The 22145-nt window shown below is 37.7% G+C and carries 15 protein-coding genes; 5 read left to right on the top strand and 10 right to left on the bottom strand.

All coding sequences use genetic code 11. The features are described 5' to 3' along the window. Position 1 precedes the first annotated feature (1 nt). The 4 genes from OW492_RS01545 to cynS all read right to left on the bottom strand — a co-directional run bounded on the left by OW492_RS01545 (position 2) and on the right by cynS (position 9771). A complete protein-coding gene (locus OW492_RS01545) occupies positions 2-7288 on the bottom strand; it encodes a type I polyketide synthase (protein WP_290037968.1) in 7287 nt (2428 codons plus the stop codon). Positions 7289-7326: 38 nt separating this feature from the next. Further along, positions 7327-8139, bottom strand: a complete 813-nt coding sequence (locus OW492_RS01540; protein ID WP_290037967.1) for a helix-turn-helix domain-containing protein — start codon at positions 8137-8139, stop codon at positions 7327-7329. A gap of 192 nt (positions 8140-8331) precedes the next feature. Beyond that, the gene (locus tag OW492_RS01535; RefSeq protein WP_290037966.1) at positions 8332-9144 is read right to left on the bottom strand and encodes a formate/nitrite transporter family protein; all 813 of its coding nucleotides are present in this window, start codon (positions 9142-9144) and stop codon (positions 8332-8334) included. A 183-nt stretch (positions 9145-9327) separates the two neighbouring features. Then, a complete protein-coding gene (gene cynS, locus OW492_RS01530; RefSeq protein WP_290037965.1) occupies positions 9328-9771 on the bottom strand; it encodes a cyanase in 444 nt (147 codons plus the stop codon). A gap of 347 nt (positions 9772-10118) precedes the next feature. On the opposite strand from cynS, the gene OW492_RS01525 reads away from it, so the two are divergent. Further along, positions 10119-11969: a sigma 54-interacting transcriptional regulator gene (locus tag OW492_RS01525; protein WP_290037963.1), complete on the top strand. Its 1851-nt coding sequence runs from the start codon at positions 10119-10121 to the stop codon at positions 11967-11969. Between the two features lie 45 nt (positions 11970-12014). Here the strand turns inward: OW492_RS01525 and OW492_RS01520 are convergent, their stop codons facing one another. The 3 genes from OW492_RS01520 to OW492_RS01510 all read right to left on the bottom strand — a co-directional run bounded on the left by OW492_RS01520 (position 12015) and on the right by OW492_RS01510 (position 15431). After that, entirely contained in the window at positions 12015-12905 is an 891-nt protein-coding gene (locus OW492_RS01520; protein ID WP_290037962.1) for a J domain-containing protein, read from the bottom strand. A 266-nt stretch (positions 12906-13171) separates the two neighbouring features. Next, complete coding sequence (gene ppiC / locus OW492_RS01515) at positions 13172-13450, bottom strand: peptidylprolyl isomerase PpiC (protein ID WP_290037960.1); 279 nt, start codon at positions 13448-13450, stop codon at positions 13172-13174. Between the two features lie 256 nt (positions 13451-13706). Beyond that, on the bottom strand, positions 13707-15431 hold the full coding sequence (locus tag OW492_RS01510) for an AMP-binding protein (protein ID WP_290037959.1): 1725 nt from the start codon (positions 15429-15431) through the stop codon (positions 13707-13709). Between the two features lie 258 nt (positions 15432-15689). Between OW492_RS01510 and OW492_RS01505 the strand changes: the two genes are divergently transcribed. Further along, positions 15690-15944, top strand: a complete 255-nt coding sequence (locus tag OW492_RS01505; RefSeq protein WP_290037957.1) for a DUF2960 domain-containing protein — start codon at positions 15690-15692, stop codon at positions 15942-15944. 83 nt (positions 15945-16027) lie between these two features. Here the strand turns inward: OW492_RS01505 and OW492_RS01500 are convergent, their stop codons facing one another. After that, a complete protein-coding gene (locus OW492_RS01500) occupies positions 16028-16690 on the bottom strand; it encodes a 7-cyano-7-deazaguanine/7-aminomethyl-7-deazaguanine transporter (RefSeq protein ID WP_290037956.1) in 663 nt (220 codons plus the stop codon). Between the two features lie 201 nt (positions 16691-16891). On the opposite strand from OW492_RS01500, the gene OW492_RS01495 reads away from it, so the two are divergent. The 3 genes from OW492_RS01495 (at position 16892) to OW492_RS01485 (ending at position 19551) form a co-directional block, all read left to right on the top strand. Continuing rightward, the gene (locus tag OW492_RS01495) at positions 16892-17551 is read left to right on the top strand and encodes a regulatory protein RecX (protein ID WP_290037954.1); all 660 of its coding nucleotides are present in this window, start codon (positions 16892-16894) and stop codon (positions 17549-17551) included. Between the two features lie 66 nt (positions 17552-17617). Then, entirely contained in the window at positions 17618-19030 is a 1413-nt protein-coding gene (gene radA / locus OW492_RS01490; RefSeq protein WP_290037953.1) for a DNA repair protein RadA, read from the top strand. Then, positions 19030-19551 (top strand): tellurite resistance protein, encoded by a 522-nt coding sequence (locus OW492_RS01485; protein WP_290037952.1) that lies wholly within the window; start codon positions 19030-19032, stop codon positions 19549-19551. The genes radA and OW492_RS01485 overlap by 1 nt, the downstream gene beginning before the upstream one ends. Before the next feature lie 121 nt (positions 19552-19672). Here the strand turns inward: OW492_RS01485 and cysC are convergent, their stop codons facing one another. Together cysC and OW492_RS01475 are read right to left on the bottom strand one after the other, a co-directional pair. Further along, positions 19673-20305 (bottom strand): adenylyl-sulfate kinase, encoded by a 633-nt coding sequence (gene cysC, locus OW492_RS01480; protein WP_290037951.1) that lies wholly within the window; start codon positions 20303-20305, stop codon positions 19673-19675. An 86-nt stretch (positions 20306-20391) separates the two neighbouring features. Further along, entirely contained in the window at positions 20392-22119 is a 1728-nt protein-coding gene (locus OW492_RS01475) for an SLC13 family permease (protein ID WP_290037950.1), read from the bottom strand. Positions 22120-22145: the final 26 nt, after the last annotated feature.

Below are 22145 nucleotides of genomic sequence, written 5' to 3'. Positions count from 1 at the left end.
ATTAAGCGCTGGCCTTAAATAACTCTGATAAGCTCGGGCTACAAGTTACTTCCGCAGCGCTTATCTGACTAATCACTTTATTCGCTTGATCAATCAATAGTAAATCACCAAATACGCTTTGTCCTTGCTGTTTAGTCACGATTAGCTTAATAAAGAAGTGCTCACCTAATTTAACTTCACGAAACACATCCCAGCTTCCTGTACTGGTTGGTAAGCTACCAGTCCCTAACTGTTTGCTGGTCCAGACTAATAAGGCTTGATAGACTAAATCATTAGCAGCCACATTAGTCTCATTGAGATCAAACTCTCCGTTACCTTGGTTTGCTGCCATTTCAATAGCGCACTCAAGTAGTAAACCAGTTTCATCCAATTGATGAATATGTTGAATACCTTGTAAGCTTTGACCATGGAACAAGCTGCCGTCAGCATATAATTCAGCGGCTTGTTGGGATTGTTTTTTAACAAATTCAGGCAATATTGTCTGGTGCTCTTTCAATGACAATCCGCCATCCAATGGTTTAACCAAGGTCACTATTCCCTGGTAATGATAAACCAATTTGCCCTGTGCCGTTTTGCTACTTACCAATACTTCTACATTTAATTGTGTGTCAGATCGCTCTACTAGTTTAGTGTCCAGCATAAATTGTTCCGCATGTGCCCCATCGAACACAACGCCTTTAAACAATTTAAAATCTTTAACACCTTGGTATTGATAATCAGGGTACTGTTGTTCACAGGCTGATTTCAACCATGCCATTGCACATACTGTTGGTAAGACAGGCTGGCCATCGATTTGATGATCAGATAACAGCATGCTTTCTTGATGATTAAATACCTTGATAATTTGACCATCAACCTTTATCGACTCAGGTTCATTATCAGAGCCAGACATATCTGTGCCAACCACAACCTGTACGCAGCGGTTATCTGCTGCTGCAAGCTCACTAGCAAACAATTTAGCACCCGATTCAACTGGAATAATGTACACACCACGCTGATTAAACATATGTTTTAACTCTGCTGTGACCATACCACCGTCCCAAGGCCCCCAGTTAAAACTCAACACTTGTACTGCTGGGTACAAAGCTTTAAAGCGGTAAGCGGTTTTATTCAAAATTTCGTTAGCAATCGCGTAATCAGATTGTGCTGGATTACCATAGAAACCTGCTGCCGAAGAGAATAGTGCAAGATGCGTTAACTTGTCCATTTCGCAACAAGACAACAAAGCCGCTAATCCATCAATTTTAGTGCTATAAACCTGTTCAAACTCGCTTAATGTCTTATCTTCAATTAATTTATCCGCTAATACACCTGCACCATGAATAACCCCAGTAATACTCCCCCACAAGGCGGTAATCGGAGCGACTGCTGTCTGTAATGCTTGTTTATCACACACATCTGCCGCAACATATTCAGCCACCCCACCAGCTAACGAAATAGCATGTAAGGTTTGCTTAATCTCACGGTTAGCTAATACAGTGTTAATTAACTGTTTCACTGATTTTGGGTTTGGTTTTTGACCTGTATTCAACAAATGTTGCATGGCAGCTTTTTTAAGATCAACGTCAGTGTCTATTCCCATTGACCAGGCCCCTTCATCAGCTTGATACTGCGAACGACCCAATAAAATAAATTTAGATTGATGCTGCTTAGCAAGTTCGATAACACAATGTGCTGTCACCCCTTTTGCACCACCACTAACCAAGAAAACAGACTCTTGATTAATCGACTGACCATCAGTTAATTGGTAGCTGTCGGTTTTCTGTGCCACTAAAGTTAATCGCCCTTCACTGTTATAACCCACTTCTGTAGGCAAAGTAGCTTTATCATTAAGCTCAGACACGACTATCTTAGAGACTTTACTGGTTGTAAATTTACAAGGCAGATCAACGATACGACAGAAAACCTTGTTCCACTCTTGCGCTAAGGTTTTTACTAATCCAGATAAACCACCCTGTACTAAATCTGCTTTGCTTTCTAAATTGTTTGTTGCAAAGTCGCCACCTTGACGTGTCACCACTAAAAATGATGCACGGACTTCATTATTTAATTGGTTTAATTTACATAACTTTGCCAACAAAAACACCAGTTGCAGTCCTTGTTTAGCTTGTTCATCAAAATCAATACCTGGTGCATTCGTTTTAGGATGTAAATAGATAACAGATTGCCATTGTTGAGCAGACATAATGTCTGCAATGATCGCTTCATCAAGCGATGGTAAATCAACAAGTTGGATCTGTTGGTCAAACTGCTTGGTTAATTTCACTTTAATCCAGTGAGGTGTTAGAACAGTGACTTTCCATCCAGCTTTTATTAATTCATTAGCAGTTAAAACACAACTATCAAGCCCGTCATTAACCAATAATAATTGTTTACTACCATCGGTTTCACCTTTCACACTTGAGTCATCGTATTCAAGTGCTGAAAGCTTTTTTATTGCCACCGTTGCACTGGGTGCAGGTTCAAAGGTTTCGGTTAATGGTACATATGACGCATGACTAAATGTATTAACGGTTATTACAGACGTATTATCCGCTTGAACCGAGTGCATGTAGTTAACAATTTCAGCCAACGTGGACATTTGTGATAATTGTTCTGCATCTAACTCAGGAAGTGCTGATATTTGGTCTTGTACACCGCCCAGGATTTCTACACGTTTGATAGAGTCTATACCCAAATCCGCTTCCATATTCATGCTTAACTCCAGCATTTCCGTTGGATAGCCTGTTTTATCAGCCACAACTGACAACATAGTGCGTTCGATATGCTCTACATCTATTGTTTGCGGTGCCTCTTCAGTCGCTTGTACTGTTTTAGCATTAGTCACGCCCATCACTGAGTTCATGTAAGCCACAATTTCTTCAAGCGTACGCATTTGTGCAAGTTGCTCAGCGTCTAATTCTGGTAAGTCTGCCACTTGATCTTGCACAGCCCCTAGGATTTCAACGCGTTTGATTGAATCGATACCTAAATCCGCTTCCATATCCATGCTTAATTCAAGTATCTCTGTTGGGTAACCGGTTTTATCAGCAACAACTGCAAGCATGGTTTGTTCAATCACTTGAGCGTCAACGCTATTAGCCGTTGTGTTGCCAAGGGAGTTATTTTCTGTTGCAGCATTGACTGGCATATTCAGTGTGTCGCCCATCACTGAATTCATGTAAACCACAATTTCTTCAAGCGTGCGCATTTGTGCAAGTTGCTCAGCGTCTAATTCTGGTAAATCCGTCACTTGATCTTGCACGGCCCCTAGGATTTCAACGCGTTTGATTGAGTCAATACCTAAATCCGCTTCCATATCCATGCTTAATTCAAGTATCTCTGTTGGGTAACCGGTTTTATCAGCAACAACCGCAAGCATGGTTTGTTCAATTAATTGAGCGTCAACGCTATTAGGCGTTGTGTTACTAAAGGGGTTATTTGCTGTTGTCACACTTGCTGGTTTATTCAGTGTGTTGCCCATCACTGAATTCATGTAAACCATAATTTCTTCAAGCGTACGCATTTGTGCAAGTTGCTCAGCGTCTAATTCTGGTAAATCCGTCACTTGATCTTGCACGGCCCCTAAGATTTCAACGCGTTTGATTGAATCGATACCTAAATCCGCTTCCATATCCATGCTTAATTCAAGCATCTCTGTCGGATAACCGGTTTTATCAGCAACAACCGCGAGCATGGTATCAGCTATCGCTTGATTTGAAGCAACCTCACCACTTAGTGGCGACACTTTGTCATCAACTGTATTTTGTTGTACTTTTCTGACAGGACTAGTTTGTACACCTTTAACCGTGTCATGTGTTGCCTGTAATTGCTCTTGTAGACTCAAATTAGTTGTTAATGGCTTATTACCACTTTGCAAGTCAGGGGATTTCTGAAGTTCATTAACTGGTGCTACTTGTTGAGGATTGTCCCCTTTATTATCAGACACTCTACTTAGCATATGCTGCATATTTTCGGTCTGATTATTCAGGTATGTCTCATGTACTCTTAATGTTTCTGTTTGGAAATCATGGTACATACTTAAAGTTTTATCCAAACCTTCAGGTAATTTTTGTTGGCCAGCTTGCGCAGTTAATACCGTTTTAAAGGTGTCTGCATATTGATTAGGCCCTTCTAAATACGCTTGATGTACGGATAATAGTTGTGATTGATGCTCAATTAACCGCTTAACACTATCTTGAATATCATTAGCCGAAATTTGAGTATTTAGTGTATCTGTTGGCTGCGTTGCCACCGCTGATTGATCAGCTAAAGGCTTACCTTCACTGTCGACATAAATCATTTTTTCTACAACTTTCTCAACAATGACCTCTTTGATCACTTCTTTGACTTCAGTGACAGGTTGTTGATTGTTACCTATCTTCCAATTGTCAGTTAACGCATCTTGGAAAGCCTGTTTTGTTTTAGGACTGACATAGGCAGCACCCGATAATTTCATCGCTAATGGTGATTTTTTAGGCGCAACCGTAGGGCGACTAACTGCGGAATAAGGGTCAATGTTATCTAGCTCAACGCCTAAAACAGCTAATTGCACAGCGGCTAAACGTAATTGAATATCAGCACTTTGTTTGGTATTACCGTTAGTCGCAATGCTCACTACATCTGATTTATCTTGCAGAATATTATCCACTAAACCGGTAAGTACATTTTTAGGGCCGAACTCTACAAAGATACGACCACCAGCCTTGTATAAATTCTCAATCTGTTTACTGAATTGTACCGATTCTAGAATATGCCCTTTAAGCGCAGCTTTTATCTTTTGCGGCTGCTCACTGTGTGCTTCACCAGTACCATTAGCAAACACATTTATCGTTGGTTTAGCAAATTTGACTTGATCAATAGCCTTAGCAAATGGTTGCTGAGCATGCTCAACTAATGGCGTGTGGAAAGCAGCAGAAACAGGTAACTCAATCACTTTTAAACCAAGTTTAGTGAGTTTTGTACTCGCATCTAAAATGGCTATTTTACTACCAGCAATCACCGCTTGATTATGAGCATTATAATTAGCAATGCTTACTCCAGCGATCTCCGCAATTTCAATCTCTACTAAAGCAACTTCTCCAATAACAGCAGCCATTGCCCCTGCATCAAAATCTACTTGATTGGGTGCTGACATAGCTTGGCCACGGGCAATGGCAAGTTGCATATAATCATGTTCTGAATACACACCTGCTGCCCATAATGCCGTTAACTCACCGAAGCTATGTCCTGCGGTAAAGTCAGGTTTAAAACCAGCTTGTTTAAATGTATTAAATAAGCCAACTGATAAACTGCCTATCGCAGGTTGTGCATATTCTGTTAGTCGTAAAGTCTGCTCTTGTTGCGCTTTTTTAGATGCATCAAATACTGGAATAGGATAAAGCACATCACTTACCTTACCCGTTGAACTTAATGCAAACTGTTTATCCATGGCTACTTGACTGGCCATCATAGTTGGGAAATGACAAACCAATTCACGCCCCATGTTCACATATTGGGACCCTTGACCTGAAAATAGAGCAACCACTTTACCTTTACTATTGATAGCCTGCTGTTGGTAATAGATACCCGTTGGCATTGACCATTGTTCAGATTGATCTGTTGTTAGTTTATCGATTGCTTGCGTTAATAACTGTTTAGCATGATTAACGTCATTGGCTACAAAACCACAACGCACTTGATCAGCAGCAATTTTACGTACAGGAAAGTCAATTATAAATTGATTATAAGCATAGGGTTGATTGTCTTGACCAACCTTTAAAGCCTGATGCTGCGCCGTTAATATCTCAATTAGCTGTGCTTTATTATCAGCGGCAATTAAAAATGACTGCGCAACCTCGTTTAATCGATAAGCATGTTGATGTTGCTGTGAGTATTCTTCTAATACTAGATGGAAGTTAGTGCCACCAAATCCAAAAGAGCTGATCCCCGCTTGACGCTTAACACCATCAACACGCTGCATCCAAGGACGTGTTTCAGTATTAATATAAAGTGGTGTATTTTCGATATCTAAATTTTTATTCGGTAGATCAACATTAATCGTCGGAGGTAATACTTTGTGGTGTAACGCTAGTGCTGCTTTAATTAATCCGGCAGTGCCTGCCGCCGCTTTAGTATGGCCCACTTGAGATTTAACTGAGCCTAATGCCACGTGTTGCTTTTGTTCATTATTTTCACTGAACAATAACTCTAAACCTCTAAACTCTGCCGCATCTCCGGCTTTAGTACCAGTGCCGTGCGCTTCAATTAATCCACATGTTTTTGGATCAAAACCTGCATCTTGATAAGCACGTTTAAGTGCTTTTAATTGCCCTTCTGGACGCGGCGCATAGATGGATTTAAATTTTCCATCTGAAGAGCTACCAATACCTTTGATCACAGAGTAGATTCGGTCACCGTCACGTTCAGCATCTTCTAAACGTTTAAGTGCAATCATACCCACACCTTCACCAATCATCATACCATTGGATTTATCATCAAAAGGACGAATGCAATCACCATCAGTAAATGCTGGTGTTTTTGAAAATGACATGTACATAAATGGTGAGTTATCACAACATATACCACCCGATAACATCATATCTGAGCGGTATTCCAATAGGTCTGATACTGCCATTTTAATAGCGGCTAAAGAACCTGCGCAAGCGGCATCAACCACACAGTTTGTACCACCAAGATTGAAACGATTAGCAATACGTCCAGCAATAACGTTACCTAACATACCTGGGAATGAGTTTTCTTCCCATGGAATATACGCTTTTTTAAATTTATCCACGATCACATTAGTATCATCTTCACTGACACCTGATGCTTTTAACACCTTTTCTAGTACAGGACCTTGCAATCGGGACATTAACTGCCCGCCCTGTTTTTGGCCGCCACCAACCCCTAGGATAATCCCCATTTTATCGCGATCAACATTACCTTCAACACTTAAACCCGCATCAGCAATAACATCACGTGCAGTCACTAATGCCATTAATTGGGTAATATCAGTTAATTCTAGTAAATTAGGTGGAAGACCAAATTCCATCGGATCAAAATCAATTTCAGGTAAAAAACCACCACGTTTACAATAACTTTTATCTGCTTCTTTTTTATCTGCAGAGTAATAGTCATCAATAGCCCAGCGATCTTCAGGTACATCTTGAATGCCATTCACAGAATTAACTATGGTTTCCCAAAACTGTCCTAGATTTTTACTTTCAGCAAAAACCGAAGCCATACCAACAATTGCTATTGGCGTTTCTTGTAAGCGTGAATTAATACGCTTATCAGCCGCTGTGTTGGTGTTTTGTTTTTTTGACATTATGTTCTCCAATGGCATTACTATCTGTTTGCTAGTGTTTATACTTCACTAAGCAAACGGAATCGGCTCAAAAATTCGTTATAATTTGCCGCTAATAAGCGACGAATATGAAATGGTGCATGCTTTAACACGTAACGCATATAACGTCGTGCAGCATCGGCTTCATCGTCTTGATAAAGATCGACATACACCCACTGGCTATCAGGGTCATGGGCAATCAATAAACGATGTTGATTAGTTGTTTTTTTATCTAAGATAGGCAGTGTTGTCACACTTACTTGCACTACATCTGAACAGGTTAGTGAACGTGTTTTCGCACTTCGTGCATGATCTGCTAATTGACTGCTATTGGTTTTCTCAGCCGCTTCATTGCGTAATTGATTTAGTACTTCGCTCATGGCCTCAGGGCTAACCACTGAATTGAGTACTTGGTCTGAACTGTTATCTTTAATAGCAACACTGACTTGCTGCTCTAATTTAACTAACTCGCCGGCAGGATCAATATCCGCTAACTTAGACACACCATGACGTTTCAAACAACGCTGTAGACCCGCCCTAGAGGTGTTTTCATTAATAAATTGCCGACAAACCTGTAACAGATCATCCAAGGAGAGCATTAATCGAGTGCGCAATTGCACAACAACATATTGTTGCTGCACTGAGAGAGTCGTTTTGAAGTGTTTTGGTACGTGCGAAGCATCTTCAACGGTTTCCCGTTTACGCCATTTACGTACGGTGGATTCAGAGATTTTTAACAGACGTGCTAGTACTGCGGTCGGCAGCTCTGAGTCATGAATAAAAGCTCTTATCTCGGGGGTCGTCGTTGCGTTTTTATGCTGCTTGGCGCTCAATATAATGAATTCACTTAAATATAAAAGTAAGCTTAATATACACAGGTATCACACCCTATACAATCAACCGATACTTATTATTTAGTGAATTGTGCTTCGAATGGTTAATTTTAGATGAAGTGATATAAAAGTATTTACACTTAAACACGGCGGCTATCCAAATGTGTTTAAGTGCAACACCTTACTATTACATTAACTTAAAACACGTGCTTTAGAGGTTTTAACATGCGTGAAGTACAAAGGTAATCCTACTAATAGTAAACCACCCGCTAAATTACCTAATACCGTTGGAATCTCATTCCACAATAAATAATCATAAACGGTAAAATCACCGCCCATGATCATTGAAAATGGGAATAAAAACATATTCACGATTGAATGCTCAAACCCCATATAAAAGAATAACATTACAGGCATCCACATCGCAGCCATTTTACTGCCAGCTGAAGTTGAAATTAATGCACCAACTACACCCATTGAGACCATCCAGTTACATAGCATTCCGCGAATAAAAATAGTAAACCATCCACCAATGCCATGCTCTTGATAACCTAGCGTTCTTGATTCGCCAATCGCACTTACTTTTGCTGCCAATGCGCCGCCATCTGTTGCATAACCGTAGGTTAATATAAAAGAAACCATAAAAGCGGTTGTCATAGCACCTGCAAAATTACCAATAAATACTAAACCCCAATTACGCATAACACTTGAGAAAGTGACTCCTGGACGTTTATCTAATAAAGCTAAAGGGACTAAAGTAAATACACCCGTTAACAGGTCAAATTTCATTAAGTACAACATAATAAAACCAACGGGAAATAGACAAGCGCCTAATATTGGACTCCCAGTTTTAGTAGCAACTGTAATTGCAAAGACAGCTGCCAATCCTAAAATGGCACCCGCCATAAAAGCACGTATTAAGGTGTCCTTAGTCGACATATAAACTTTGGATTCCCCAGTATCAACCATTTTGGTTACAAACTCTGCGGGCTCTAAATAAGACATAGTTTTTCTCACTTTTATTCTGGTAAGTATTTAATATGCTAAATAACTTACGGGTTAATGTAACTTCCTGTTGGCAAACATCCTTTTAAAGAGCAATTACGTCTTTACTGTAACTCTCAATATCGGTCGCCCTTTTATTAAAAATGCAATAATTCGAAACTATTACCTACTTCAATAAGCTACCTACCATGCGTTATAAGGTAAAAACTTACCGTTCATCGTCACTACTACACGGTCACCTTTTGGGTTCTCCTCTTTATCAACTGACATAGTAAAGTCGATAGCACTCATAATACCGTCACCAAACTTCTCTTGGATAACCTCTTTCAATGTATCTCCATACACTCCTACTACTTCATAAAAGCGATAGATGAGAGGGTCTTGTGGCACTGACTTATCCCATTCTTTTGTTGGGTTTTCTAATAAACTAAATTTTGTTTCTGTTGGTAAACCTAAATATGTGATCAATTTATCGGCAGTCGCTTCCGTAAAACTGTTCATGCCTAAACAAGCTGAAGTAGTCCATACGGTTGACATACCAATGGCATCCGCAATCGTTTCCCAAGTTAAATTTTTTTCTTTTTTGATCGCGAAAATAGCTTCTGTGACCTCTATTTTTTTTAACATGTTATTTCCTTAACTGAATGATAATGGCATTAACCAGAGTGAATCTTGCCCTTAATTGGTGCAAAGAGAAATATACCAAAAGACTATTTTTCTCATACTTCCACCTAACAATACTGATATAGCATTTACTATGCCACCTCAATAAAAGTTACCTAAACATTTGTTTTATATGTAATTATAAAACAATAAACCGCAAAATAATTACCACGATATTTCGTGTTAAACGATTTTTCGTTGCTCTATCAACTAAATCTCGTTGTCATGGCTTCAAATTTGCAGTGATAATGGATTCTCGAACGCTAACTTGGTGTTAATACCACCGATTCATTTTGTTGATGGAGTAAACTATGTTGGAGCAACTATTTTTAAATGCCCCTACTGCGATGCTATTAATTAACCCTATTACCAATCGAATTTTGATAGCTAATAAGCAAGCAGAAGCTTTATTTACCTTAAATAGAAGAGCATTAACTCAATATACAGTGACCCAATTTTTCCCAGACTGTCTTGATAAACTGCATAACTTTACCCAGCAAGTACTAACAGAAGGTACAGCTTGGTCTAGCGAATTAAATATACAAACCGCGAATAAAAACGTGAGTATTGGGATTAATGCTTCTAAATTTGCTAATAATATTTTATTAAGCTGTGAAGATGGCAGTGTCACTTTTGAACGTCACTTTAAATCTCGAATAGAATCTAATTATCGACTCGGTTTGTCGCAATGGGACACAGATGAAACAGTATTTGAACAAATTGAGCGTCAAAACCAGCTACTCTTAACAGCAGTAGGTGACGGTATCTACGGTGTTGATTGTGAAGGTAAAACAACCTTTGTTAATGCCGCCGCCGAAGCTATTATTGGTTGGAAAAAAGAACAACTAATGGGAAAGAAGATTCACGATATTATTCACCATACCCATGTGAATGGTAGTCACTACCATGTGCATAATTGTCCAATATATGCGGCCTTTAATGATGGTGCGATCCACAGTGTTGATAATGAAGTATTTTGGTCTCGACAAGGCAAAGCTATCCCCGTTGAATATACCAGTACACCTCTAACAGAAAACGGTACATTAATTGGTGCAGTTGTTATTTTCCGAGATATTACAGAGCGCAAGCGAACGCAAGATAAATTACTTAATGCGTTAAAAGAAGTTGATGCTCTTAAACATCGTTTGGAGATGGAAAATGCATATTTACAAGAAGAGATTAACGCCGACTTTAATCATCAATATTTAATTGGTAACAGCAATAAAATTAAGCATATGATGAATCAAATTGAATTAGTAGCCCCCACCGATGCGAATGTATTGATTATAGGAGAATCAGGCACAGGTAAAGAGTTAATAGCGAGAGCAATTCATGAGGCGAGCCAGCGTAAAGTCAGACCACTAATACGTGTTAATTGTGCAGCTATTCCAGCAGAGCTCTTTGAAAGTGAATTCTTTGGCCATGTAAAAGGCGCTTTTTCAGGCGCTCTTTCAGATCGTGTTGGGCGTTTTGAACTAGCCGATGGCGCTACCCTCTTTTTAGATGAAGTCGGAGAGATACCATTACAATTACAAAGTAAGTTATTAAGGGTATTACAGGAGCAACAATTTGAACGAGTCGGTGAGTCGATCACACGTAATGTTAATGTGAGGGTTATTGCAGCAACGAATCAAGATCTAAACAAACTCGTTGCAAATAATAAATTCAGAGAAGATCTGTATTTTAGGTTAAACGTCTTTCCTATCAACTCTCCACCACTACGTGAACGTCTCGATGACTTACCTTTGTTAGTGAAACACTTTATCGATAAAGTCTGTGTTAGGTTAAATCAACCTTCCCCTCAAATTTCCATTGCACAAATGCAACACCTTCTTACTTATAATTGGCCAGGTAATATTCGTGAATTGGAAAATATTATTGAACGACAAGTAATATTGTCAAAAAGTAATAAGCTAAATTTTGAATTTATGAATAAAAATGAGAAGAGTAACGTAAATAACCTGTTACATACAAAGCACAGTAACGTCCTCAATGCGCAGCAACATAAACAACTAGAAAGAGAGAATTTGATTCAGGCTTTAAAAGATTGTCGAGGTAAAATATACGGTGAAGGAGGAGCCGCTGAACTGTTAGGATTAAAACCAACGACTTTGAGCTCTAAGTTGAAGAAACACGTCATTCAAAGGCGTGATTTTATTTAATGTGTAGCAAAGTGACATTAACTATTACTACACAATAAAATTGCTTTAAGTAGACTTTTTAGCAAGTTGCCCGCTGAAAATAAGGTCATCACAAATCAGGGTAATTTGTTGGAAGTCATTAAACATATCTAATTTCACACTATCAAATAGCCAAATAGAAAAAATAAAGTTCTTATCTACTGTTGCACGGGCAAAAGGATTAATTAATCCAACACGCTGATAACCATCTACGGTTAATGCGGCTTCACAAGATCCATGTTTATCATTACGTAATTTTGCCTTTTGCTTACTACTATATAAGCTTTGATCGATTTGTAACATCAAAGTAGGAATGCCTAATTCTGTGATAAGAATAAAATCACCGAAATCCCCCTTCTTGGAATAACCAGGTAAATGACTCCAATCCCGTTTGATTGCCTTTAGTTCAATTTTAGGTTTTTCCGGCAAAACTTGAGGAACTGACGTTAAAAAGAATCTCGGATCGATATTGGTGTTTTGCTCTTTTTCACCGAAATTGGACAAAAGCACCATGGCGCCGCCAAGCATCATTATAAACAAAGCACTTAATGCTAATTTAAGTTGGCTTGTAACTTTAGCGACATCAGAATTAACAGATAACTTACGAATTTGCGCATTTGCTTCATCTAAGCATTCTGTTTTGATTTTTACTTCTTGTAATAGCTGATGTACTTGTACTCGTAGTGCTTCTTTATCTTGAGGTGCTTGGTTAAGATCAATCTCTTCCGAAGGTAAATACACAAACGCATCATTACCTTCTCCGGCCATGACTTTCTTATAAGCGATGTGTACGATTTTAAATAATTCACTCGATCCTGATTTATCAGGGTGAATTTTTATAGACAACAATTTAAATTGTTTACGGATTTCTTTTTTAGACCAAGAATCATTTGTCCCTAAAATATCATGGTTATTCATCGTATAAGGCACTTTCCAATGTGTAGGAGTATAGAATCAATCTTTATTGTATCCGAGAAGCAAAGATGATGATTAAGCTTTCATCTCCAATGACCGAATTGTGACATTCTGATCGACTAAAATCAAAAAAATAGATAAAAAACAACTAAATATGCTAAAAAATAGAGTTTCAGCGTACAACTTATATTGATTTTATACCTTTAGAGATAGAGGGTTTAGTGACACATAAACAGAACTTTAAGCATCACTTGATAGAAAAACAAGCCTTAGGTTCGATACAGTACTTTCACAATATGATACCCATGTTTAGTTTTGACAATTGTTGGTGTTAGTATTTCACCAGTAAAACAAAATTTATCAAAAGCAGGTACCATTTGCCCTTTCTTAAATTCACCTAAGTCACCTCCTTTTTTACCTGAAGGACAAGTTGAATATTTTTTAGCTAATGTTTGAAACTTAGCTCCCTTCTTCAATTGCGCTAAAATATCCTCTGCTTTATCTTGATGTTTTACAAGAATATGAAGTGCTGATGCGGTTTTTGCCATGATGCTTTCTCTATTTATGTTGCAGTTTTTAACAAACAACTGCGCTTCAAACTGACTATATCCAATATTCAAAGATGATCAATGAAATAGCTTATAGGTTAATTAAAATCAGTTTTAAAAATGCAGTATTAAATTAGGGTATGTAGATATTGTACTTTGCCTTACAAAAACGATAAACCAGTACACAGATAAAAGTCGATAATCACGTACTGTTGAACATCATTATCGACTTGTAAACTTATAAAATTAAACAGTATTACATATGTAAATAACGCTTAATTTTTTTAGTCGGTGTCTTTATAAAAGGCTCTGTTTGCTCAATCACTGAATTTATTTTGGAAAACGAAGAAAGTTGCTGATTTGAACTCACTTTAATCTCCTCCAATAAATTAATAATATCCTTATGCAAATCAAAATCGCTTTGCTTTTTTAGATTATGTTGTTCATCGAATAGATCGTAATCAATGTAGATTTTAGCCACTAACTTTTTATCTAATTCATAGACCATGGAATCAACAACTAGTGGGTGTTGCTCAATAACGCTTTCTATTGATTCTGGATAAATATTTTCGCCACTGGCACTGATGATCACATTCTTACTGCGCCCACTAATGGTTAACACACCGGCTTCATCAATATTACCCAGATCACCAGTATTAAACCAACCTTCATCATCTAAGACTTCTTTGGTACGCTCTTCTTCTTTGTAGTAACCTAACATGACATTAGGTCCCTTCACATGTAGCTCACCTTCAGTATCATCTTCTGCTTGTTTAATGAGACGGTATTCCATCCCTTCTACCAATGTACCTGTTGTGCCTAACCGCGTTGTGCCTGGAACAGCACCTGCAATAATCGGCGCAGTCTCAGTTAATCCATAACCGATCGCATAGGGAAAGTTTGCTTCAATTAAAAACTGTTCAACAAAGCGCGATAATTTAGCACCGCCGATACCAAACAACTTGATCTCTCCTCCAAAGCTTTCAATTAATTTATTACCTGCGATTTTATTTAGCTTTTTACGTATAAAGCTCACATTGTTGTACAAGTATTGAATAATTTTATTTTTATTAAACTCTGCTAACACTTTGTTTTTATATATTTTTTCAATAACCAAAGGCACACTCAAAATACAAGTTGGTTTTACTTTCTGCATTGCAGATAAAATCACTTTCGGTGAAGGTATGCGGTTAATATAATAAACAGATGCACCCTTTGAAAATGGTACGAGGAATCCGATTGAACATTCAAAGGTGTGTGCCAATGGTAAAATAGACAAGAAGCGATCTCCTGCCACTATTTCAATTAATCCATTAGCCTGATGAACTTGAGACAATAGGTTATGATGACTTAACATTACTCCTTTTGACTGCCCAGTAGTACCGGATGTATAGATAATCACAGCCACATCATCAGGATTTATAGTTAATGTATTATCAATATCACTCATTTTTAATAATTTATTCTGCTTGGCAAATTTAATCGCCTTGCTTTTCATTATTGCAATCGCTTGTGCACTTTTAATCAGTAGCTCAGAATGCTTCGGTGTTTTATCTTCGATAATATCAAAAGTTTCAAGTGAGAAAACATATGAAAGCTCTGAACTGAAATCATCTTCATTTAGCTTTTGTGCTATCTTTTGAGAGATAAATAACGCCTTCACTTCAGAGTGCTTGATAATGTGATGGATCTCATTGGTATGAAAATCTGGCAAAATAGGCACAGCAATCACGCCCATTGCCGTTATCGCTAAATACACGATCCCCCAATGCGGCATATTCTCACTGCAAATGGCTATTTTATCGCCTTGCTTAATACCTAGATCTTTGAATAAAGCTTGCAGCTGAATGACTTTTTGCTGCGCTTCACGGTAAGTAAACATCCCTTCATCAACATAACCAACAAAATCATTATCGGCATATTCTTTAAAGGAGTGATCCGCAAAAGACATGAAATTATTATAAGGAAGTGTCAACGTCATATTTAAACCTATCCATATGTAACAAGTAAATCCATTAAGTCTCAAAAGATGGTTTTAATGGGTCGAACAATACTGTAATTGTAACGTATTCAGCCTAGGTATTACGACCAAAAAATACTGAAGTTTGCTTATAATCAGAGTCTTATAACATTTTTTATTTAAAACAATCACGCTATTTTGATAGGTTCTCGTAAATGCTTGTTATAAGCATTGAACAAGCTGTGATAATATTATGTTTTTAATTATTGAGACAATGTTATGGCACGTCAAGTCAGCTACTTTTACCAAGGCACTAAAAAAACAATCGCATTTTCATTTAGCCAACACTTTGATATTTATGAAGCAGTGGCAGCAGCTGAGGGTGTTGACTTAACTTCGTTTTGGGCTATGGAAAAACAATTAGAGATGACCTCTCGTGGTCAAGGCATCATGAAAAACTATCGAGCAAATGAATTTGAACGTATGGGGTTTTCTGAAATTCGATTTATTAAAGATGAAGAGCAAGAAAAATAATTTATAAGGCTAAATTTAGTTAACCTGAGTAGTTAATAAACAGCCCTCCCTTTGAACTGTTTATTAACTAACAATTATTCTATTTATGCGATAGATGATTCATTATTTGGCACACTAATGATGCGTTTCTCTAGTGTTTTTAATAACACACCGTAAGCCGGTAAGAATAAACAGATGCTTACTAATAGTTTAAATCCGTAATCCACCATAGCAATTTCCGGCCAGTTTTCAGCCATAAATACATCGGTAGATGCGTAAAAAGCAAAAGAGAAGAAAACTAAAGTATCTAATAGATTACCTAATAAAGTTGATGCTGTTGGTGCAACCCACCATTGTTTAGTGGCACGTAATTTAGCAAATACTTTGATATCTAATAATTGACCAAACAAGTATGCAGCAAAGCTAGCCAATGCAATACGTAACACAAAACTATTGTACTCCGCTAATGCATCCATTCCCTGTAATGCACCTTGATGAAATAACACACCAATCACATAAGAAACAACTAAGGCTGGCACCATTGCTTTAAAGATGATGCGGCGAGCACTTTCTTGACCAAAAATGCGCACAGTTAAATCAGTTGCTAGGTAAACAAAAGGAAAGCTAAATGCGCCCCAAGTGGTATGCCAGCCGAAAAGTGTAAAAGGAAGTTGTACTAAGTAGTTACTAGCACAAATAATAAGAATGTGAAATCCAACCAATAGCGTCAATGCTCGGCGAATTTGCGAGTGTGTAAGTGATAACATATTTTAACCTTTTTATATGTAGTAACGGGGTGAGGGAACCCGCTTAATTATTTATCCCGTAATGGGGGCGCACATTATAGAGTGATAAATAGACAATTCAACCTTTTGGACAACTATTTTATTAATCTGATTTGATGCCCACTGTAAATTTTATCGATTTGAATATATACTGTATATAAACACACTTAGTAGAGAGCCCTGATGTTTGCTAATAAGCCAATTAAAATAGCTAAAGATATTGAAGCGGTTCGCCGCAGTGCTTTTTGGCATTTATCCCGTCGTGACCACAGCCAAGCAGAATTATTAAAAAAACTGCAACGCAAAACAGACAACCAACAATGGATCGAAGCGGTTATTAAAGAGTGTGTAGATTTTAAATATTTAGATGATCAACGTTTTGCACACTCTTTTTTACGTAGTGCCCAAAACAAAGGTCATGGTATCACTCGTATAAAACAAGATCTTACCCTAAAAGGGATCAATGAAAGCTTAATTAAGCAGGCAATGCAGGAAAGTGAGTTCAACTACAACGAATCTGCACAAAGACTTTTAGCTAATAAATATCATGAAGCAATTGTAACCCAACATCTAAAACAAAAAGCCATGGGCTTCCTTCAAACTAAAGGCTTTAGCTTCGACATTATTAACTCAGCCATTGAAGATCACAATCAAAACTTCCCTACTCCTACATTTAACGATTTACAACAAGCCTGTGAATTATTAACAAAAAAATTCAAAGTGAGTATTGACGATCAAAAACAAAAAATGAAAGCAATAAGAATATTAACTTCACATGGTTATGCTTATGCTAAAGCTAATGATGCTATCAAGTTATTTAATGAAGAAAAGAATGAACAATAATAAACTCGGCTAATAGAAATGACTGAGTAAAACTGAATAAATAATTTACATACAACGGAACAAACCATGGCAAAAGCAAAAACCAAAATCTCTTACGTATGCAGTGACTGTGGTGCGGATTATACAAAATGGCAAGGACAATGTGGCGAGTGTAAAGCTTGGAATACTATTACTGAATTTCGTGAAGCATCCGCTGCAACCAAATCAGTTAATGCAGCCATCAGCCGCAGTCAATCTGGGGGCTATGCAGGTGTCACCACTAATGGTGTAAAACGTATTTCCTCAGTACAAGTTGAACATGCACAACGTGTTTCTACAGGGTTAAGTGAATTAGACCGAGTGTTAGGTGAAGGCATTACTTTAGGTTCAGTGGTATTAATCAGTGGAGACCCCGGATCTGGCAAAACCACCCTACTGACTAAAGTCGCTTCAGTTATGTCTCAAACAATGTCTACTTTGTACGTCACGGCCGAAGAAAGTCTTAGCCAATGGGCAAAACGCGGCATTGAGCGCCTACAACTCAACTTCAATGAAGATAACTTTCTGCTTTCAGATACCGATAGCATTGAAGATATTGTCGACCAATGTATTGAAAATAACGTTAAATTCCTTATCGCAGATTCTATCCAAGCTTTTGAGTCAAATACTGTTGATGGCTCAGCAGGCGGCGTAACACAGGTTAAAACCTGTGCCAAAATACTCAATAGATTGTGTAAACAACATGGTATTACTCTAATTCTAGTTGGACAAGTAAATAAAAATTCGCAAATGGCGGGCCCACAAACCTTAAAACACATTATAGATACCGCCATTCATATTGAAGTAAATGATGCATCAGTGCGTATTTTACGGGCAGATAAAAACCGTTTTGGTGATACAGAACAGGTGGGTATTTTTCAAATGACCGAAAAAGGTATGCGCTCTGTAGATAATCCAAGTCGTTTATTTTTATCTGGTAGTGAAGAGCATTTCGAAGGTTCAGCTATTTCGGTGATTAAAGACGGTGCCCGTAATTTGTTAATTGAAATTCAAGCCTTAGCAACAGAAGTTGAAGGAGAGAAATCAATACGCAACTGTATTGGTGTGTCATACAGCCGTTTATCATTAATTACTGCAGTGTTAAAGAAGCATGGTGGGATCCCTACTTACTATGATATTAATATTAGCTTGGTAGGCGGACTTAAAATGGCTGACTCAGAAACATCAACGGATATGGCTGTCACCGCAGCTTTACTTAGTTCAATTAATTCTAAACCTTTGCCTAGTGATGCTGTTTTCATTGGTGAATTAGCGTTAACTGGTGAATTACGTCAAATTCCACAAATCGTTCCCCGTGTACGCGAAGCATTAACACATGGTAAAAAACAGATATTTATTCCAGCCGTTGCTTATCACGCATCAATGCAACAATTCGTAAAAGGTGACCAGAAAATTATCCCCCTGAAAAATGTCAGGGACCTAATAGAGGCACTACAATAATGGCAATTGCAAATTTACTTCAGGCTCATTTGCACCTATTTAATTCAGATAACGGAGTAGTCTTAGACCTCGCTTGTGGTCAAGGTCAAAATGGTTTAGCACTACATCAATCAGGCATTGATGTGTTGTTTGCCGATATAAAACAGGCTCCTTTATCAGCGTTACAAGACCAACACAAAATATTAAAAGAACAACTCTGGCAGGCTGATTTCGAATCAAAACAAAATACCGATAGATTACAGTTAGCACAATTGACTTTACAAGGCGTTATTGTATTTCGTTATTTACACCGCCCACTATTTGATCATATTAAACAAGCGGTCAAATCAGGAGGGATTGTAATTTACGAAACTTTTACCCTTGAAAATAGACAGTTTGGCCGCCCTCACCGAACTGATTTTTTATTGAAAGAAAATGAGTTAAAAACAATTTTTAAAGATTGGGAAATCTTATTTTATTTTGAAGGGATAAAGCGCAACCCTGATCGAGCAATTGCACAGATTGTGTGTAAAAAACCGTAGCAAAATACAAAAGTAAAATGGGTGACAAATACCTTGTCCCCCATCTGATTGGTCAACTATTGTCGCTCAGTAAATCAAATAATTAATGATCTTCATGTCTACGATGAGTAATGAATATTTACTACAGGTAACTATTTTCTTTTAAATAGTCAATAACTTGTTGAGCACATGCTTCGATTGACTTTTTATCTGTCTCAACATGTATTTCAGGATTAACTGGCTTTTCATAAGCACTATCAATCCCCGTAAAGTTTTTAATTTCACCAGCACGCGCTTTTTTGTATAAACCTTTTGGATCTCGTGATTCACAAACCGCTAAAGGTGTATCAATGAACACTTCGATAAACTGACCTTCAGGTAATTGTGAGCGAACCATTTCACGGTCTGCAACAAAAGGAGAAATAAACGCAGTTGACACTAATAACCCCGCATCAGCAAAAAGTTTTGATACTTCACCTACACGACGAATATTTTCGATGCGATCTTTATCTGAAAAACCTAAGTCACCATTTAAACCATGACGGACATTATCGCCATCGAGTACATAGGTTTTAGCTTGATGTTGAAATAGCATAAGATCAACAGCATTAGCTACAGTAGATTTACCTGAACCACTTAGCCCTGTAAACCATAAAACTGCGGCTTTATGACCATTTAATTGACAATGATCTTGGTGGGACACACTCGCTTGGTGCCATACAACATCAGATGATTTTTCACCATCAACTTCTTTTTCTATATATGGGGTAGTCATAATAATTCTCTCTTAAAGTACTTATATTCAGTCTTATATTCAATTGATAAATTGCTGAAATAAAATATAAATAAACTGCGAATCTGTTATAAGCCAAATACGGCAACAATCGCAAAAATACAGGTAACGCTATACACCAGACTGACAGGTACGCCGATTTTAATAAAATCATTGAGCTTGTATTGCCCTGCGTTAAATACCATTAAATTGGTTTGATAGCCGTATGGACTAATAAAGCTAGCACTAGCGCCAAACGCAACAGCCATAATAAAAGCGGTTGGGTTGGCATCGATACTATTGGCAAGTCCATAAGCAATAGGAAAAATCAATGCTGCAGCAGCATTATTGGTCACTAACTCTGTTAATAATAAGGTAATCGCAAAAACAGCAATCAAAGCAATTAATGGACTAAATAGATGTGTACTACTACTCATCAACTCATTAAAGTTGTCAATAACACCACTATTTTGTAAGGCATAGGACAACACAATAGCCGAGGAGATAATCACCCAAATATCCGTAGGGAAACGGCGTAGTAGTTCACTACTGGTCAAGCAACCACTCAACAGTAATACACCGAGTAACAGCAATACTGCTTTAAACAAAGGAATAATACCAAGTGCGGCTAATGCAATTGCAACAAAGAAACCTGCAATCGCTAGTAATTCTTTTTTCCCTGACAAACGTGAATCTAATTCAACATCAGATAATAGAATAAAATTTTTGCGAATATTACGACGTGACTTAAAATCTTCACCTACCGCTAATACTAAAAAATCACCAGGCTTAATTTTTAACTTACCTATTTTACCGGAGACCTTTTCACCATCGCGTTTTATTGCCACTACAGCAGCATCAAATAAAGAACGGAAACCAACCGATTTAAGAGAATTACCATTTAAAATGCTTTCTGGTCGAACGACTACTTCACGAAGATTACCAATGGGCAACCCCGTACTTTCAGCAAAAATAGATAACCCATCGAATAAATGTAGCTGACTCACTTTAGAAATATCACCACTGAAAATTAATTTATCGTTGGCTTGAATAACTTGATTAGGATTAATTGCAGTTAGCTGTAAATCACCACGCATAATTTCAACTAAGAACAATGATTGCAAATGACGTAAGCCGTTTTCATCGATACTTTTACCCACTAAACTAGACTCAGGTTTAACCTTAGCTTCAATAAAATAAGCTTGAGCAGTATCACTTTTCATATTGCGATCGGGTAACAAAGAACGACATAGATATAAGGTCACACCACAGGCTGCGACTACACATATACCAACAAGAGTAAAATCGAAAAACCCTAAAGAAGGAAGATTAGCATCAAGTACTAAACTGTTGACTATTAAGTTAGTTGACGTACCAACTAGGGTAAGTGTGCCACCTAGAATAGCCGCATAGGAAAGAGGTATTAATAACTTACTGGCTGAGTGGTTAGGATTATTTCTGATTGGCCCGAGCATCGTTGAAACAACCGCCGTATTATTTAAAAATGCCGATGACAATACGGTTAAACCAAACAGTCTTAACCAAGTTGCACTGTAATCAGGCTGGATCACTTTCATTGCAACTAAGCGTAACAATCGAGTTTTTTCTAATGCTATAGAGCACAGCATTAATAGAATAAGGGTTAATAAACCTTGATTAGACAGGCTTTGAATAACTTGGTCAGTAGTGACCATTTGAGTTGAAAATAAAGTTAATAGTGCAACGCCAAATACTTGGCTTGGGCGTTGTTGAAATTTAATTAAACCAATGATGGTTAGTATGAAAACGGCAAGTACAAAATAAGATTGAAATGTCATGAATGCGCCATCAATGAAGCGTGATC

Origin of the sequence: Psychromonas sp. 14N.309.X.WAT.B.A12 (assembly GCF_030397575.1) — a bacterium.
Lineage (GTDB): Bacteria > Pseudomonadota > Gammaproteobacteria > Enterobacterales > Psychromonadaceae > Psychromonas.
The sequence above is the reverse complement of the archived record's forward strand: the minus strand, read 5'-3'. Positions and strand labels throughout refer to the sequence as shown.

Coding starts and splice junctions, on each gene's coding strand:
- OW492_RS01545 (WP_290037968.1), bottom strand. CDS start 7,288: ATGTCAAAAAAACAAAACACCAACACAGCGGCTGATAAGCGTATTAAT.
- OW492_RS01535 (WP_290037966.1), bottom strand. CDS start 9,144: ATGTCTTATTTAGAGCCCGCAGAGTTTGTAACCAAAATGGTTGATACT.
- cynS (WP_290037965.1), bottom strand. CDS start 9,771: ATGTTAAAAAAAATAGAGGTCACAGAAGCTATTTTCGCGATCAAAAAA.
- OW492_RS01525 (WP_290037963.1), top strand. CDS start 10,119: ATGTTGGAGCAACTATTTTTAAATGCCCCTACTGCGATGCTATTAATT.
- OW492_RS01520 (WP_290037962.1), bottom strand. CDS start 12,905: ATGAATAACCATGATATTTTAGGGACAAATGATTCTTGGTCTAAAAAA.
- ppiC (WP_290037960.1), bottom strand. CDS start 13,450: ATGGCAAAAACCGCATCAGCACTTCATATTCTTGTAAAACATCAAGAT.
- OW492_RS01510 (WP_290037959.1), bottom strand. CDS start 15,431: ATGACGTTGACACTTCCTTATAATAATTTCATGTCTTTTGCGGATCAC.
- OW492_RS01505 (WP_290037957.1), top strand. CDS start 15,690: ATGGCACGTCAAGTCAGCTACTTTTACCAAGGCACTAAAAAAACAATC.
- OW492_RS01500 (WP_290037956.1), bottom strand. CDS start 16,690: ATGTTATCACTTACACACTCGCAAATTCGCCGAGCATTGACGCTATTG.
- OW492_RS01495 (WP_290037954.1), top strand. CDS start 16,892: ATGTTTGCTAATAAGCCAATTAAAATAGCTAAAGATATTGAAGCGGTT.
- radA (WP_290037953.1), top strand. CDS start 17,618: ATGGCAAAAGCAAAAACCAAAATCTCTTACGTATGCAGTGACTGTGGT.
- OW492_RS01485 (WP_290037952.1), top strand. CDS start 19,030: ATGGCAATTGCAAATTTACTTCAGGCTCATTTGCACCTATTTAATTCA.
- cysC (WP_290037951.1), bottom strand. CDS start 20,305: ATGACTACCCCATATATAGAAAAAGAAGTTGATGGTGAAAAATCATCT.
- OW492_RS01475 (WP_290037950.1), bottom strand. CDS start 22,119: ATGACATTTCAATCTTATTTTGTACTTGCCGTTTTCATACTAACCATC.